Source organism: Aneurinibacillus danicus (genome assembly GCF_007991215.1).
Taxonomy (GTDB): Bacteria; Bacillota; Bacilli; order Aneurinibacillales; family Aneurinibacillaceae; genus Aneurinibacillus; species Aneurinibacillus danicus.
Window position 1 is genome coordinate 1 of sequence record NZ_BJXX01000083.1, and the last position, 16851, is coordinate 16851.

Genomic DNA, 16851 nt, shown 5'->3' on the forward strand with positions numbered 1-16851 from the left:
AAAAGTCAGCCGCCCTTCCCTTCATTTTCATGGCAGGGCTTGTGGTTCATCGGCCGTGGTGGTCTGGCTTATATGTATGCTTGAGAAATATAGTTTTATTTAAAGGAGATTGACAATCATTGACAACTTTTTATGAATTTGAGCTCCATCACTCCGTAGTTCGTGCTCTTACTGAGATGGGACTGGAAAAGGCAACCCCCATTCAGGAACAGACGATTCCGATAGCACTTCAGAGAAAAGACGTGATTGGACAGGCGCAGACCGGTACAGGAAAAACCGCTGCTTTTGGCATTCCGCTTATTGAGAGGCTGGATCCTGAAGAGGAGAAAATCCAGGGCGTTGTACTAACCCCGACCCGGGAGTTAGCCGTTCAGGTAGCGGGGGAGTTAAATAAGATTGCCCGATTCAAGAAGATTCGTGTTTTGCCTATTTATGGCGGACAGGATATGAATAGACAGATTCGGGAATTGAAGAAAAAGCCTCACGTTATCGTGGCTACGCCTGGACGTTTCATGGATCATATGAGAAGAAAGACCATTCGTCTTCATTCTATTGATATGGTCGTTCTGGATGAGGCGGATGAAATGCTGAATATGGGCTTTATCGATGATATCAAGACGATTTTGAATGAAGTTCCGGAAGAGAGACAGACGCTGCTGTTCTCGGCGACCATGCCGAAACCGATTCAGGAAATCGCCGGTAATTTTATGAAAGATCCTGACATCATCAAGGTTAAGGCCAAAGAAGTTACGGTTTCTAGTATTACACAGCAATGTATAAAGGTAATAGAAAGAGAAAAATTCGGCGTATTGTGCCGCTTACTGGATATCGATATGCCTGAACTGGCCATCATATTCGGAAGAACAAAGCGGAGAGTAGATGAGCTATCGGAAGCGCTGAATAAACTCGGCTACGGTGCGGAAGGCATTCATGGAGATTTGAACCAGGCGAAGCGGGACAGTGTACTGCGGAGGTTCAAAGAAGGCAAAATTAACGTGCTTGTCGCCACTGACGTTGCCGCCCGCGGTCTGGACATTAGCGGAGTAACGCACGTCTATAACTTCGATGTTCCTCATGATCCGGAAAGCTATGTACACCGTATCGGCAGAACGGGCCGTGCGGGTAAGACGGGATTGGCGATTACGTTCGTTACTCCGGGAGAGGTCGAGCATATTAAAACCATTGAAAGTATCACCAAAAAGAAAATGGATTGGCGTCCGGTTCCGACGGAGGCCGAAGCCGCCGAGCAGCAGCAGCGGTTGGCTGCCGAAAAATTGCTGAGTACGGCGGAAGCAGAAGACTTGCAGGCATACAAAGGAATGGCCAAGCAACTGCTTGAAGAAGTCGATTCTGTAACTTTGGTATCTGCGGTTTTGAAGATGCTGACAAAGGAATCGAATACAGGTGCGGTAAAATTAACGGAAGAGGCACCGTTGCGGGTGAAAAAGAAGCGGTTTGAGGATAAAGGAAAATCAAGAAGTAGAGACGGTAGAGGCAGAGAAAACAAAGGCCGCAGCAAAAAATTCGATAAATCATCCGGCCGTTCTTTCTTTGGGGATAATAAAAAGCCGAAGAAAAATGCCAGACGGAAAAACGCGTAAGCAGACAGGGGGATTGCCGCATAGGGAATCCCTCTTTATTTTTAGAGAAAACCACCATGGCATCTCAGCCGCAACCCCGATATGAAAATTGAGAGAAGGCCATCTGACTTTTGCGGTACGAAGGAAAAGAGAGGAAAGAATGAGGAGAGGATTTCAATGGTGAAAAAGGCGAACGCCTTTTTCTACCCTGGCTCTTCTTCCCCTCTTTCTTTCCTCATGATTTTCACAGAAAAACGACTTCCTTCTCGTTTAGGTATCAGGGAATTTGTCTAAGTATGATTGGAAGGAGCCGAAATTTTACCTGTGAAATTTGCAAAGGTGAAAAACCAGGTATGTTGAACTCTCTATACGTAGACGATATTATGTATAACAAAGGTACATACACACAGCTACCGTCTACTTTGTATAGAGAGGTTGATTGCATTGGAAAACAAGCCGAGTTCCTCGAACTTTATCAAAAGCATTGTTATCGATGATCTAAAGTCCGGAAAAGTAAAAGAGGTTGTGACCCGCTTTCCTCCGGAGCCGAATGGATATTTACATATTGGACATGCCAAGTCCATCTGTCTGAACTTTGAACTCGCCGATGAGTTTGGCGGTAAGACAAACCTGCGTTTTGATGATACTAACCCATTAAAAGAAGATACGGAATACGTACAATCTATCAAAGAAGACGTTGAGTGGCTCGGATTTGAGTGGGACGGACTGTTCTTCGCTTCTGATTATTTCGAAGAAATGTATAATCGCGCCGTGCTGCTGATCAAGAAAGGCAAAGCGTACGTGGATGACCTGTCGCCCGAGCAAATCCGTGAAATGCGCGGCACGCTGACGGAACCGGGCAAAGAAAGTCCGTATCGGAGCCGCAGCGTGGAAGAGAATCTCGATTTATTCGAACGCATGCGTAAAGGCGAATTCAAAGACGGTGAGAAAGTGCTGCGTGCTAAAATCGATATGGGCTCCCCGAATATTAACATGCGCGATCCGGTACTCTACCGTATTGCGCATGTAACGCACCATAATACAGGTAACAAATGGTGTATCTATCCAATGTACGACTTCGCCCATCCTCTTGAGGATGCGATCGAAGGCGTTACCCATTCCATCTGTACGCTGGAATTTGAAGATCATCGTCCGTTGTATGACTGGGTCATTCGGGAATGCGAAATGGAAAACACGCCGCATCAATATGAATTTGCCCGGCTGAATCTAACCAATACGGTGATGAGTAAGCGCAAGCTGAAACAGCTGGTAGATGAGAAGTTCGTAGACGGTTGGGATGATCCGCGTATGCCGACCATTTCGGGACTGCGCAGAAGAGGATTTACACCGGAATCAATCCGCGCTTTCTGCAGGGAGATTGGTGTTGCCCGCAGCAATAGTCTCGTCGATGCTAAGATGCTCGATCATTTCATCCGCGAAGATTTGAAGTTGAAAGCGCCGCGTACCATGGGTGTGCTGCGTCCGCTTAAGGTCGTCATTACCAACTATCCGGAGGGCCAGGTAGAGATGCTGGATGCGGAAATTAACCCGGAGAATCCGGAGATGGGAATGCGCCAGATTCCGTTCTCCCGTGAAATCTATATCGAGCAAGACGATTTTATGGAGGACCCGCCGAGCAAGTATCATCGTTTGTATCCGGGCAATGAGGTGCGTTTAAAGCACGCATACTTCATTAAATGCAATGATGTTATCAAAGACGAGAACGGCAACGTGATAGAGCTACATTGCACGTATGATCCGGAAACGAAGAGCGGTACAGGCTTCACCGGACGTAAAGTAAAGGGCACGATTCACTGGGTAGAAGCAACGAACGCGGTGCCCGCCGAGTTCAGATTATACGAACCGCTCATTCTGGATGAAGAAGGGGCAGAAGAAGAAGGCAAGACATTCCTTGATTATGTAAATCCAAATTCGCTTGAGATTGTACAAGGCTTTGTGGAACCAAATATGAAAGGTGCCAAGCCGCACGACAAGTTCCAGTTCTTCCGCCATGGATACTTCAATGTAGACCCTAAGCATACCACCGAAGAGAAATTGGTGTTCAATCTCATTGTATCTCTGAAAAGCTCGTTTAAACTTCCGAAGTAAGCAGGATATAACCTGGAAAAAGCCTTACTGTCATTACTTATGTAAGGCTTTTTCTTTTTGCCTTTTGCCGTCAAATTGCTTGTAAACAATGCGGAAAGGTGAAACTAAACCAAGCATAGGACGTATCTACCTGTACGAAGAAATCATGGGGGCATATGAAAGTGAAAAATATAAACAATCGTGCGCTTTTGCAGGAGCTGGATTATGTATTCAAAAAATTGGGTAGAAAAATAGCGCTGGACTTCACTAAGCGAGTCAGCCCCGGAATCTCGGTTTCCCAGAGTTTGATTTTAGGTATATTGAATGAGGATGGGCCAAAGAAAATCTCCGAACTGGCAGAAGAACTGGAAATTACGCTGCCTTCTATTACTACGTTAGCAGACAAGCTGGTAGCGCAAGGCTATGTAGAACGAAAAAGATCGGAGAAAGATCGCCGGATCGTCTATCTCCATATTACGGAGCAGGGCCACAGTATTTTGCATGATCTCATGGAGGAGAAGAAAAGGAGGCTGCATAAGTATTATGCGGCATTGTCTGAAGAAGACATTCGGCATTTAATCCGAATTTACCGTATTATACTCACCAATCTGGAGGAAGCGGACAAGCAAAGATAGCGGACGGGTCTTGTATAGAAAACTTTAGTTTTTGTTCCGGTATAGGAAAGTATATTTTACTTTATAGTGATAAAGCAAAATATACTTTCCCTCCATTCGTAAGCGGGGAAAAGTTATTATTTTACGGATACTTCCGCCGCCAGATTTTCGGTCTTCCCTGGTCCATACAGGCGGTATGCGGCATGATTGGTAGGACCCACATACTTGTTCAGCGGGAAAGAGTGGCGGATGGCTTCTGTGATGAAAGCTTTTGCCACATCAATCGCTTCGCGTGCGGACTTTCCTTTTGCGAGTTCGGCGGTGATAGCCGCGGAGTAGGTGCAGCCTGCGCCGTGCGTATAGGAAGTTCCGATGCGTTCGGATTCCAATATTTCGAAATTCTTTCCATCATACAGCACGTCTACGGCAGCTTCGTGTTCGAGTTTGCCGCCGCCTTTCACGATAACGTACTTAGCGCCGCGTTCTTGAATTCTGGCTGCTGCTTCTTTCATCTGGTCGACGGTCTTAATCGGCCCCATCCCGCTCAATTGAGACGCTTCAAACAAATTCGGCGTCACGACAAGCGCTTTCGGAACGAGTACATCGCGCAGACATTCGTTTGTCTCTGGATGCAGCGCTTCATCTGCTCCTTTGCATACCATAACCGGGTCTACGACCAGATTTTTCAGTCCGTATTTCTCGATTTTGCCGGCCGCCAGCTCGATAATGTCGATAGAGCCGAGCATTCCTGTCTTCAAAGCGTCAACGCCGATGCCTGCCAGAACGGTTTCCAGCTGTGCTTCAAGCGTGCTTAATTCAATCGGAAATACATTATGGAACCATCCGTTATGCGGATCTTGCGCCACAATGACTGTTAACGCGGTCATACCGTATACGCCGCGTTCCTGGAACGTTTTCAAATCGGCCTGAATACCGGCGCCGCCGCTTGTATCCGATCCGGCAATCGTTAATGCCTTATACATCGTCATATTCATTAATCCTCCTTACAACGGCGTAATCATTGATTTATGCCTATTCTTATTCTGTGAGGGTCGAAAAAGGATGACTCACAGGCGGTCTCTTTATCAATTATAACAATCACGGTAAAGAGTACAATCAAAAAGCGGAACAAGTTTATGTTTTTAAAATTTTGCATGGCACATTGCAAGTGGCAGAAGTGCATGATATCATTTGAATATACATAATTAAACACTGGTCAATTATCGGAGTGAGGTGTTGATATGGCAGCAAGAAAAGCGGTAGACCAGGAACTTACAAGGGAAAGAATTCTGGACGCGGCCAGAGAACTGTTCGTTACATACGGGTATCGAAATGTTTCGATGCGCCAAATCGCCAGAGAACTGGGATACAGCCACGGTTCGATTTATTACCATTTTGAGAATAAGGCAGAGCTTTTTTATGCCCTGGTCAGCGAAGGATTTGCCCTGTTGAATAAGGTGCTTGATGATATTATGGCCCAGGAAGAGAAAACGCCGGGTGAGAAGCTGGAAGATATCCTGGTCGGATATATCGAATTTGGTCTGACACATCAGAGCCATTATGAAGTTATGTTCTTGATTAAGGACCAGGAAGTGAAGAGCTATCTGCAGCAAGAGCCGAATCTCAGTTATGAAAAATTCGCGAAAGCGATCTATGCGCTCAGCGGGAAAAAAGCGAGTGTGACGAAGATATGGTCCGTATTCCTGGCTCTGCATGGCTTTGTGGCGCATTACTACAAGACGGAGAACACGTTTGCGAATGCCGAACCTGCGGCCAGATCGCATGCACGATTTTTATTAAGAGGGTTGGAGTAAATTTTTTTACCATTAATTGAACGATGGTTAATAATTGAAACAGGAGGGATATAGAATGAAAAAAGCGTTAGTGTTGGGAGCATCGGGCGGGATGGGATATGCGCTGGTGAAGGAGTTAGCAGGCCGGGGGATTGAGACTGTCGCATTTGCGAGAACGAAGGAGAAGCTCGACAAACTTTTTGGCGGAATGGAAAATGTAAGGATTGCATCAGGAAATGTATACGTATTGAAAGACATTATCGAGGCTGGAGAAGGTACGGACGTAATTTTCCATACGGTAAACATTCCGTATCCGGAATGGCGGACAGGACATCCTACCATTATGAAGAATGTGCTGGCTGCCGCTTCTGCCCTGAAGGCCAAATTCGCATTTGTAGACAATATTTACGCATACGGAAGAGGAAACGGCCAGGAGATTACCGAAGAATATCCAAAGCGTCCGCATACGAAGAAAGGAAAAATACGGCTTGAGTTGGAAAGAATGGTGAGAGAAGCACACAAGAGAGGCGTTCCGGCTTTGATTGCCCATTTTCCGGATTTCTATGGACCACATGCGCCGAACACGGTTTTGAATTATACGCTGGAATCGATGCTATCGGGCAAGAAAGCCATGTTTGTCGGACGGCAGGATGTGAAACGGGAATATATCTTCACGCCGGACGGAGCGAAGGCGCTGGTGGAGCTGGCGATGCGGGAGGAAGCGTACGGCCAGAATTGGAACATTCCGGGCTGCACAGTCATCTCCGGCAAGGAAATTGTCGCCATCGTAAGAGAACTAACCGGATTCCGGGGCAAAGTAGGAACCGTAAGCAAAGGAATGATTACACTCATTGGTTTATTTAACAAAGCGATGTGGGAAGTAAGGGAAATGATGTATTTGATGGAAGAGCCAGTTGTTTTATCAGGCAATAAATATGAGACGCATATCGGGCCGCTGCCGAAGACGCCTTATGAGGAAGGGATCAGGCAGACACTGAATTGCATGAAGGGAGATTAAGCGTATACCATGATTCTGATTGGCTTAACCGGTTGGGGCGATCATGATAATTTATATATCGATAAAATACCAAGTCGGGATAAGCTGCAGGTATATAGTTCATACTTTCCTGTGGTGGAAGTGGACAGCTCGTTTTACGCCGTCCAGCCGGTAAAGAATTACGTAAAGTGGGTTCAGGATACGCCGGAACGATTCGGATTCATCGTCAAAGCATATCAGGGGATGACCGGGCATTTGCGAGGTGACAATCCGTTCACCAGTATGGGGGAGATGTTTGACGCATTTAAACGCTCGATACAACCTGTGATCGAAGCAGGGAAGCTGAAAGCTGTGCTGTTCCAGTATCCACCCTGGTTTGATTGTACGCAGAAGAATATCGGCATTCTTCGCTATACGAAGGAAAAAATGGAAGACATCCCGGTTGCGCTTGAATTCCGGCATCAGAGCTGGTTTGCGCCCCGGATGAGGGAGAGGACGCTTGCATTTATGGAACGGGACGGCTGGATTCATAGCATCTGCGACGAGCCGCAGGCGGGTGTCGGTTCAATCCCGACAGTGCTGCACCCTACCCACCCTGCACTGACCATCGTCAGATTTCATGGCCGCAACGTATCGGGGTGGCACAGCAGCGGACAGCCGAACTGGCGGGATATACGCTATTTATATCGGTACAGCACGGAAGAATTGAAGGAGTGGAAAGAGAAGCTTGAATTCCTGCAGACCAAATCTCAGGAAGTGTGTGTCGTATTCAATAACAATTCCGGTGGCGATGCAGCAGACAATGCGAAGGAAATGATGGAACTTCTTGGCATTGAATATGAGGATTTAGGACCGAGGCAGCTAAAATTTTTTTAGTAAATATGAAAAAATTATTAAGTGAATATTAAATGAAAAAAATGGAAGAAAGCGGTTCGGAGCATGCTTTTTGCGGACTGTTTTCTTCCTTTTTATTGATATGAAAAACTTTAATCGGTCATTTATGAAGAAATTATGAAGTCGAATTGTGAAATTTTATTGTCGATTTTGTTACAAGGTCACAGGATTTCGGTAACTTTGCTATAATAGGCATCGCATCCTAACTTTATTAACATTAACACCATGAAAAGGAGAGTAAGATAGCAGAATTTTACTAAAAAACAAAACATGGATGTGGAGCTGTCTTAAGGAAACAGAAGGGAGGTAACTCGAGCAGTTATGACTAAAAAAGGACTTGTGAAATTGGGCACAATTTTTCCCTTTTTACTGCTATTGCTCACTGGTTGTACAGAAAAGATTGAGGTTTTAGATCCTCAGGGACCGGTCGCTCGAAGCCAGTATAACTTAATTCTCTGGTCTTTTGCACTGGTAGCGATTGTATTGATCGTTGTATTTGTTGCATTTACTATTATTCTCATTCGTTACCGTGAGAGACCGGACAATATGGATTATGAGCCGCCGGAAACACAGGAAAACAGCAAACTGGAAATTATCTGGACCGTGATTCCGTTTTTAATCGTTGTTGCTCTTGCCATTCCGACCGTTCAGATTACGTACGGGTTGGAGAAAAAGCCTGAGCAAGAACCGATTAGAATTCAGGTAGTTGCTGCGGACTGGAAGTGGATTTTCAAGTATCCTGAGCAAGGAATCGAGACGGTGAACTATGTTCACATTCCGGCCGGACAACCGGTTGAGTTCCAGCTTGACGCAACGGAAAACATGAACTCCTTCTGGGTGCCGAAGCTGGGCGGACAGGAATACACGATGCCCGGACACACAGGATATCTTGTGCTGCAAGCGGACAAACCGGGCGAGTATGACGGAAAAAGCAACAACTTTACGGGTGAAGGTTTTGCCCATATGAAGTTTAAAGTCATTGCGCAAGAACCTGAGGACTTCGATAAGTGGGCGAGAGAAACAAAAGCAACAGCACCGAAGCTGACGGACGAGAAGTTCCAAGAAATCATTAAAAAAGGCGTACTGGAAGAACGTCTGACATTTTCCAGCACGCATGATGACTCTGTGATTCAAAGTGTGCATCAATATCGTAAAAAATCTGGCGAATCTAACGGCCATCAACAACATTAATAGAGTAACTTTGTGACGGAAGGAGGAAGGAAAAGTGCGTTTGGATGAATTTTTTGTAACAGGCGATCCAATGATTTATGCTGCGGACGTTTCGATTGTTTTAACGATTATTGCGATCGTAGCTGTACTAACGTACTTTAAAAAGTGGAAATGGCTCTGGACAGAGTGGCTGACTACCGTTGACCATAAGAAAATCGGTATCATGTACATTCTTGCTGCTCTTTTGATGATGTTCCGGGGTGGGGTAGACGGATTGCTAATGCGTATCCAGTTAGCTGCGCCGGACATGAAATTCCTGGAGTCTGAACACTATAACCAAATCTTTACCACACACGGTACGCTCATGATTATCTTCATGGCGATGCCGTTTATCTTCGGTATGATTAACATCGCGATGCCGTTGCAAATCGGCGCACGCGATGTGGCGTACCCCTGGCTGAACGCCCTGAGCTTCTGGCTCTTCTTCGCGGGTGCGATGCTGTTTAACATTTCATTCGTTATCGGCGGGTCTCCGGATGCCGGCTGGACCAGCTACACGCCGCTGGCAAGTATTGAGCACAGCCCGGGCGTAGGTCAGAACTATTATCTCTGGGGCCTGCAGCTCTCCGGTATCGGCTCACTGGCGAGTGGTATCAACTTTATGGTTACCATTCTGAGAATGCGCGCACCGGGTATGACATTAATGAAAATGCCGATGTTCACCTGGTCCGTATTTATTACATCCATCATTATCGTGTACGCGTTCCCGATTCTGACAGTTGCTCTGGCGCTGTTGACTTTTGACCGTATGTTCGGAACCCACTTCTTTACGGTCGATGGTGGCGGGATGCCGATGATGTGGCTAAACCTGTTCTGGATGTGGGGACACCCTGAAGTATATATCGTTGTTCTTCCGGCATTCGGTATTTTCTCCGAGGTCGTAAGTACGTTCTCGCGTCGTCGTCTGTTTGGTCACCATGCGATGGTTATGTCCATGGCCGCTATCGCGGTTCTGAGCTTTATCGTATGGGTGCACCACTTCTTTACAATGGGTGCAGGACCGGCCGTTAACTCATTCTTCTCGATTTCGACGATGCTTATTGCTGTGCCTACGGGCGTTAAGATTTTTAACTGGTTGGCTACGATGTACAAAGGACGCATCCGATTTACGGTTCCGATGCTGTGGACGCTTGCGTTTATCCCGAACTTCGTCATCGGTGGTGTAACAGGCGTTATGCTTGCGGCTGCTCCGGCTGACTATCAGTACCATAATAGCTATTTCCTCGTAGGGCACTTCCATTATGTGCTGATTGCGGGTGTCGTATTTGGTATGATAGCGGGTCTGTACTACTGGTGGCCGAAATTCTTCGGCTTCAAGCTGAATGAGCGTCAAGGTAAGCATGGCTTCTGGTGGTTCATGATCGGGTTTAACCTTACGTTCTTCCCGCAGTACATTCTCGGCCTGATGGGTATGCCGCGCCGTATTTATATGTACACTAACGCGGATTGGAGCCTGCTGAACATGACGTCTACCATCGGTGCGGTTATGCAAGGTATCGGCTTCTTGATTATTTGCTACAACATCTACTGGAGCGTTCGTTACGCGCCCCGTACAAACGAAGCAGATCCGTGGGATGGCGGCCGTACACTGGAGTGGGCAATTCCTTCTCCGGTACCGTATTACAACTTCTCCCGCGTACCTGAGATTAAAGAATTAGATCCGGTATGGTATGCGAAGAAACGTGGTGAGAAGTTGATCGACGGTCCGCTTGAGAAGATTCATATGCCAAGCAACTCCGGAGTACCGTTCATCCTTGGTCAAATCTTCTTTGTCTTCGGTTTTGGCTTTGTCTTCGGATGGTTCTGGATGGTTATTCCGGCTTTCATCGCCATCTTGCTGTGCATGGCCTGGAGATCGTTCGATTATGATGATGGTTACTACGTGAATGTAGAAGAAATTAAAGAGATAGAGGGGGTATAACGAATGGCAGCACACGTTGATCCAGGGTACAAGGGACCCCTCGAATATGCCACAGAAGAAGGCAGGATGAATATTCTGGGCTTCTGGATTTTCCTCGGAGCCGAATTCGTTCTCTTCTCGTGTCTGTTCGCCATGTACATCGTGCTGCAGGGTAGTACGGCAGGCGGACCGACGTCGCAGGAACTGTTTGAGTTCAAGAGCATGTTGATCCAAACCCTTTTACTTTTGACCAGTAGTTTTACCTGCGGTCTGGCGATTCATGAGATGCGCCGCGAGAATAAAAAAGGATTGATTATTTGGTTAATCATTACGCTGCTTTTAGGTCTTGGCTTCCTGTATATGGAAATCGAAGAGTTCTTGCTCTATATCTACCATGAGGGAGCTACATGGGGTACAAGCGCATTCTTGTCTTCCTTCTTCGTGCTAGTAGGAACGCACGGTGCGCACGTAACGCTTGGTTCTCTGTGGATGATCAGCATTATTATCCAGTTGGTGCAGCGCGGACTGACACCGAGAACGACACGCAAGGCGTTCATCATTGGTCTGTACTGGCACTTCCTGGATGTTATGTGGATTTTCATCTTTACAATTGTTTATCTGACCGGAATGGTGGTGTAATCGATGGCTTCACATAATAATGAACAATATGTAGAAGAGCATGATCACCACGGTTTTCCGTGGGGGCACGTCATTGGATTTATCCTCTCCCTGGTGCTGACGGGCGCGGCGCTATGGTTTGTATTCAATTCCGGATTGTCCACAAGCGTTGCGATTGGGATCAGTATTGTCCTGGCTATTCTGCAGGTGTTTGTACAGCTGTATATGTTCATGCATATCCGTGAAAGCAAATCGGCACCGTTCCAATCGGGCGCCATTTACTTCGGGATATTCATCGCGCTTACGGTTGTGCTGGGGTCCATCTTCGTTATGTGGTACGTGTTAGTGAGCCACATGTATTGAAAAAGAGAGAGCGGGTTGCCTTTATGCGGCGCCCGCTTTCCTTTTACAAAAGGTGAATTTGACTTATGATAAATAGGAGGGCAGGCAAACATAGTACTGAAATGGAGTGATGACGATATGGATAAGAATACAATCGAAAAGCGGCAAGAGCTTGCAACGTTCGCAGGCGGGTGCTTCTGGTGTATGGTTACTCCGTTTGAAGAGATGCCGGGTATTGTAAGCATCGTTTCCGGCTATACAGGCGGCCACAAGGAAAATCCGACGTATGAAGAAGTATGCTCGGAGACGACGGGTCATTACGAAGCGGTACAGATTACGTTTGAACCGGATATATTTCCATATGAGAAGCTGCTCGACATTTACTGGCGCCAGATCGACCCGACCGATCCGGGAGGGCAGTTCTACGACCGAGGACAGTCGTATCAGACTGCGATTTTCTATCACAGCGAAGAACAGAAGCGGCAAGCGGAAGCGTCTAAACAAGCGCTAGAGGAGAGCGGACGTTTTAACAAACCGATTGTTACAAAAATTCTGCCCGCTACTGCGTTCTATCCGGCGGAAGAATATCATCAGAACTACCACAAGAAAAATCCGCTCCATTACAAAATGTACCGTAAGGGCTCCGGACGCGAAGCATTTATTGAAGAAAACTGGGGCAAGAAGCGGGATAAAGAATTACTGAAGCAAAAGCTAACTCCGATGCAATATGAAGTAACGCAAAATAACGGTACAGAGCCTCCCTTCCGCAATGAGTATTGGGATAACAAACGAGAAGGAATTTATGTGGATATTGTTTCTGGCGAACCATTGTTCAGTTCGCTTGACAAGTTTGATTCCGGTTGCGGCTGGCCAAGCTTTACAAAGCCGCTGAACGAAGAGAGCATTGAAGAACGGCCTGACTACAGCCATTTTATGATTCGCACCGAAGTGCGGAGCAAAGAGGCTGACTCGCATCTGGGCCATGTATTCGACGATGGTCCGGCTCCGACCGGATTACGTTATTGTATTAACTCCGCCGCACTGCGCTTTATTCCGAAAGAAGATCTCGAAAAAGAAGGCTATGGGCAATATTTGAAGTTATTTGTAACAGAATAGCGAATGGAGCTAAGGGGATTCATTATGAAAATAGCAAAAGGTTTATTATATGGCGTACTTGCATGCAGTCTGTTTGGAATTATCGGATGTGCAGAGCAGCCACAGCAATCGGGACAGCCGAAGCAGGAACAAAACCAGCAAGCTCCAAAGGAAGAAAAACTAACATTCTCTGATCCGCGACTGCAACGGATTTCTGAGAAATTCGATACGAAATATACGCAACAAGAGCTGCCACAGGAGAATTTAGTTAAGTACGACTTGATGGAGTTAACATTCGAATATAAGAATGGTACGGTTTATAAAGCGGATGAAAGTGGGTACTTCAGTCTGAACAGTTACCAGGTCAAAAAAGAGAACGAGCTTTACGATTGGCAAAAAGATGATATAGTGACACTGTTTGTTTTAAACGGAGGCGATGGTCAACCCCCGTACGCACTTGAGCAAATTAAGGAAGCGAAAGCAAGGACAAAAGATAAAGACGTGCTTGAGGTTCTTACGGAATTGGAAAAAGGGTTAAAGGAAATGCCAAACGATATTGTTCTCGGGAAAACTTCAGAGGAAGACAGGAAGAAGTACCCCGTAATTCAAAAGTATAAAGAAGTAGAATTGGCTATGCAGAAAGAGAACTATGAGGAGAACAAAAAGAAGTAAAGAATGACATAATAAATGGATCCGGCGCCAGTCTGTTTGGAAGAAAAACAGGCCGGCGCCTTTTTTACAAAGAAATACATTTCTTTAACAGTCTATTCATTCTGCTATAACAATACAGTTGTATGATTTAAGTAACAAGTAAATACGCCAGGGTTGGAGTCCAGGGAGAAACCTCAAATAGAACTTACAAGAAGAGCCGCATAAGGACAAGCGCGGCCTGCGTGCTGTAATTCTATTTAAGGTTTTTTTATTTGAAAGGAGGCAAGTCGTGAATCGCGCCGATTTTTATGCAGGACTTGCAAGCAGTAGAAAGATTGCGTCAGTCAAAGAGGAGAAGTTACTGGAGAAAGCGTTAAAAGCCGATGTGGGTGCTGTCGTTCTATCGGTTGGAAATGTTGGTAGCATTGCACGGTACGTACAGCTTTATAAAGCGCATGGTATTCCGGTGCTTATCCATCCGGAACGCATCGGTGGCATGAGCCAGGATAAAGAAGGCATCGCGTTTTTGGCCCGATGCGTAAAACCGGACGGTATCATCACTACCCGCAACCATTTGGTGAAGCAGGCGAAAAAGCATGGGTTGATCACCGTCCAGCGTTTCTTTCTTGTCGATAGTGACGCCGTTAAATCCACCCTTTTTTCCGTCCAGGAGACGGAACCGGATGCGGTAGAGATTATGCCTGCGCTTCTTCCTGAATTTATCACCGAATTTCGCAAACAAATCGCTGTACCGATTATTGCCGGAGGACTGATTTCGAATCGGGAGCAGGTAATGAAAGCGTTGTGCTACGGAGCGATTGCCGTGTCGATGGGAAGCCACCATTTATGGAAGGAGAGAGTAGCCGGTGAACCATATCCGCTGTCGGTTGTTTGATTTGGATGGGACGCTGCTTGATAGCCGGGATTCGGTTGTAGATGCCGTACATACGACAGCAGAAGAACTTGTTTTCTCTGGTCAAAGAGGAACCGGAGACGATATGAAAGGAGTCAAGACGACATGGCCCAGGTCATATTGAAGCAAGTTACGAAAGCATATGAGAGCCAAACCGTCATCGAGAATCTGGATTTAACGATACCGGACGGATCGTTTACCGTGCTGGTCGGACCCTCCGGTTGCGGCAAATCGACTACACTTCGCATGATTGCAGGACTCGAAGAAATAACAGGAGGCGAGCTGTGGATCGGAGATGAACAAGTCAATCACGTACCGCCCGGAAAACGCGATATCGCGATGGTATTCCAGAATTATGCGCTGTATCCGACGATGAGCGTATTCGATAACATCGGATTCGGCCTGCGGAACCGCGGTATTTCCCGTGCCGAAACGAAGCGGCAGGTAGAAGAGATTGCGGAAGTAGTCGGACTGACTGATTATCTGCACCGTAAGCCTTCCCAGCTATCCGGCGGTCAGCGGCAGCGGGTGGCGCTGGCGCGTGCCATGGTGAAGAAGCCGAAAGTATTCCTCATGGATGAGCCGCTATCCAATCTGGACGCCAAGCTGCGCAATCAGATGCGGGTAGAACTGACGGCTTTACATAAACAGATGGGCACGACGTTTATCTATGTGACGCACGATCAGGTAGAAGCGATGACGATGGGAGATCAGATTGTCGTTATGAATAACGGTAAGATTCAGCAGGTTGCTTCTCCCATTGATTTATATTCGATGCCAAAAAATCTGTTTGTTGCCCAGTTCATTGGCTCTCCGGCGATGAACATTATCGCTGCACGCAATCAACCGTCCTGTGTTATCGGGTTCCGTCCCGAGAAAGCGAACATTCATGTGCAAAAGGACGCAGGTCCTCCTGCTGATGCCGGGCTTACGCTTAACGGAACGCTCGTATCCCGCGAAATTCTCGGTTCGGAATTGCTGTATTACGTACAGATAGACGATGAGCGTGTCATTGTCAAAGGCAATACGGAAAGCATTATCGAAATTGGCACGAATGTCCGGGTGTTCGTAGACGTCAAGCAGTTGTATTTCTTCGATAAAGCGACGGGTGCGAGGATTACCGGAGAAAAAATCCGCGGTGTCGCAAGTGCCGTAGTGGGGGGAATCGCATAGATGCGAAACGAAGCGGTAGCGAAGTCGGAAGCGGAAATTTTCGAGCCGATGCATACGCAGGTGGAACCCCGGCCGTATTCACTGGTGGAACGCTGGGAGAAGCTTCGCCCTTATGCGTATGTAGCGCCTGCACTTCTGTTTTTTATCGTATTTTTTTTCTATCCGATCGGATACGTAATTTATCTTAGCTTTCATGATTGGTCACTTTTGAATCCGGAAGAAAAAGAGTGGGTCGGGTTTGCCAATTTCACCGATCTGTTTCAGGAACAAGATTTCCATCAGGTGATAGTAAACACGACTGTCTTTACGGTACTGACGGTAGCGCTGGGCATCGGACTTGCATTCCTCCTGGCACTGTGGCTGAACCGGAAAGCAAAAATCTACGGCATAATCCAGGGGACGATTTTCAGCCCGCATATTATCTCGCTCGTATCCGTGTCTATGCTGTGGATGTGGATGATGGACCCGCAGTACGGATTGCTGAATGCGGGACTAGAAGCGATAGGCTTGCCCGCATATGAGTGGCTTAGCGATACGAAAAGCGCGCTCTTGTCCCTTGTGCTGGTCAGCGTATGGAAAGTAGTCGGCTATAACACGATTGTATTTATCGCCGGTTTGCAGAGCATTCCGCGCGATATTTATGAGGCGGCAGAGCTGGATCGCTCCCCCCGTCTTAAGACGTTATACAGAATTACAGTTCCCATGCTGTCACCCACGATTTTCTTTTTATTGGTCATCAACACGATTTCTTCTTTTCAAGTGTTCGATACGATTGCCATTATGACGCAGGGAGGGCCGGTGAACAGCACCAACATGCTCGTCTACTATATCTATGAACAGGGGATGGATTTCTTCAACGGAGGGCTTGCTTCCGCCGCTTCCGTTCTCCTGCTGGCACTGGTCGGTCTGCTGACGCTCACTCACTTTGCGTTCATGTCCCGGCGGGTGCATTACCGTTAATGC

General features: G+C 46.9%; 17 protein-coding genes. 16 read left to right on the forward strand and 1 reads right to left on the reverse strand.

Features of this window, described 5'->3' with window-relative positions; all coding sequences use genetic code 11:
* The first annotated feature begins 119 nt into the window (after positions 1-119).
* From cshA to ADA01nite_RS09775, 3 genes are all read left to right on the forward strand, one after another.
* Positions 120-1601 carry a degradosome RNA helicase CshA gene (gene cshA, locus ADA01nite_RS09765; RefSeq protein WP_146809773.1) on the forward strand — a complete coding sequence of 494 codons (1482 nt, stop codon included), beginning with the start codon at positions 120-122 and terminating at the stop codon, positions 1599-1601.
* A 423-nt stretch (positions 1602-2024) separates the two neighbouring features.
* On the forward strand, positions 2025-3689 hold the full coding sequence (locus ADA01nite_RS09770) for a glutamine--tRNA ligase/YqeY domain fusion protein (protein ID WP_146809774.1): 1665 nt from the start codon (positions 2025-2027) through the stop codon (positions 3687-3689).
* A gap of 161 nt (positions 3690-3850) precedes the next feature.
* Positions 3851-4303: a MarR family winged helix-turn-helix transcriptional regulator gene (locus ADA01nite_RS09775; protein WP_170230219.1), complete on the forward strand. Its 453-nt coding sequence runs from the start codon at positions 3851-3853 to the stop codon at positions 4301-4303.
* A gap of 116 nt (positions 4304-4419) precedes the next feature.
* On the opposite strand, the gene pdxK is transcribed toward ADA01nite_RS09775, so the two are convergent.
* Entirely contained in the window at positions 4420-5271 is an 852-nt protein-coding gene (pdxK, locus tag ADA01nite_RS09780) for a pyridoxine/pyridoxal/pyridoxamine kinase (RefSeq protein ID WP_146809776.1), read from the reverse strand.
* Between the two features lie 252 nt (positions 5272-5523).
* Between pdxK and ADA01nite_RS09785 the strand changes: the two genes are divergently transcribed.
* The 13 genes from ADA01nite_RS09785 (at position 5524) to ADA01nite_RS09845 (ending at position 16848) form a co-directional block, all read left to right on the forward strand.
* Positions 5524-6096: a TetR/AcrR family transcriptional regulator gene (locus ADA01nite_RS09785; protein WP_146809777.1), complete on the forward strand. Its 573-nt coding sequence runs from the start codon at positions 5524-5526 to the stop codon at positions 6094-6096.
* Between the two features lie 55 nt (positions 6097-6151).
* A complete protein-coding gene (locus ADA01nite_RS09790) occupies positions 6152-7093 on the forward strand; it encodes an NAD-dependent epimerase/dehydratase family protein (RefSeq protein WP_146809778.1) in 942 nt (313 codons plus the stop codon).
* Between the two features lie 9 nt (positions 7094-7102).
* Positions 7103-7948, forward strand: coding sequence for a DUF72 domain-containing protein (locus ADA01nite_RS09795; protein WP_146809779.1), 846 nt, complete (start codon positions 7103-7105; stop codon positions 7946-7948).
* Between the two features lie 339 nt (positions 7949-8287).
* Entirely contained in the window at positions 8288-9157 is an 870-nt protein-coding gene (gene qoxA / locus ADA01nite_RS09800) for a cytochrome aa3 quinol oxidase subunit II (protein ID WP_146809780.1), read from the forward strand.
* Between the two features lie 34 nt (positions 9158-9191).
* Positions 9192-11117, forward strand: coding sequence for a cytochrome aa3 quinol oxidase subunit I (gene qoxB / locus ADA01nite_RS09805; protein ID WP_146809781.1), 1926 nt, complete (start codon positions 9192-9194; stop codon positions 11115-11117).
* A gap of 3 nt (positions 11118-11120) precedes the next feature.
* Positions 11121-11735 carry a cytochrome aa3 quinol oxidase subunit III gene (qoxC, locus tag ADA01nite_RS09810; RefSeq protein WP_146809782.1) on the forward strand — a complete coding sequence of 205 codons (615 nt, stop codon included), beginning with the start codon at positions 11121-11123 and terminating at the stop codon, positions 11733-11735.
* A gap of 3 nt (positions 11736-11738) precedes the next feature.
* Entirely contained in the window at positions 11739-12077 is a 339-nt protein-coding gene (qoxD, locus tag ADA01nite_RS09815; RefSeq protein ID WP_146809783.1) for a cytochrome aa3 quinol oxidase subunit IV, read from the forward strand.
* A gap of 117 nt (positions 12078-12194) precedes the next feature.
* A complete protein-coding gene (msrB, locus tag ADA01nite_RS09820; RefSeq protein WP_146809784.1) occupies positions 12195-13172 on the forward strand; it encodes a peptide-methionine (R)-S-oxide reductase MsrB in 978 nt (325 codons plus the stop codon).
* Between the two features lie 24 nt (positions 13173-13196).
* A complete protein-coding gene (locus ADA01nite_RS09825; protein ID WP_146809785.1) occupies positions 13197-13823 on the forward strand; it encodes a hypothetical protein in 627 nt (208 codons plus the stop codon).
* 268 nt (positions 13824-14091) lie between these two features.
* Positions 14092-14697 (forward strand): glycerol-3-phosphate responsive antiterminator, encoded by a 606-nt coding sequence (locus tag ADA01nite_RS09830; protein WP_146809786.1) that lies wholly within the window; start codon positions 14092-14094, stop codon positions 14695-14697.
* A complete protein-coding gene (locus tag ADA01nite_RS09835; protein WP_246147285.1) occupies positions 14669-14839 on the forward strand; it encodes an HAD hydrolase-like protein in 171 nt (56 codons plus the stop codon). The genes ADA01nite_RS09830 and ADA01nite_RS09835 overlap by 29 nt, the downstream gene beginning before the upstream one ends.
* Positions 14821-15888 (forward strand): ABC transporter ATP-binding protein, encoded by a 1068-nt coding sequence (locus tag ADA01nite_RS09840; protein ID WP_146809787.1) that lies wholly within the window; start codon positions 14821-14823, stop codon positions 15886-15888. The genes ADA01nite_RS09835 and ADA01nite_RS09840 overlap by 19 nt, the downstream gene beginning before the upstream one ends.
* 48 nt (positions 15889-15936) lie before the next feature.
* Positions 15937-16848 carry a carbohydrate ABC transporter permease gene (locus ADA01nite_RS09845; RefSeq protein ID WP_146809809.1) on the forward strand — a complete coding sequence of 304 codons (912 nt, stop codon included), beginning with the start codon at positions 15937-15939 and terminating at the stop codon, positions 16846-16848.
* Positions 16849-16851: the final 3 nt, after the last annotated feature.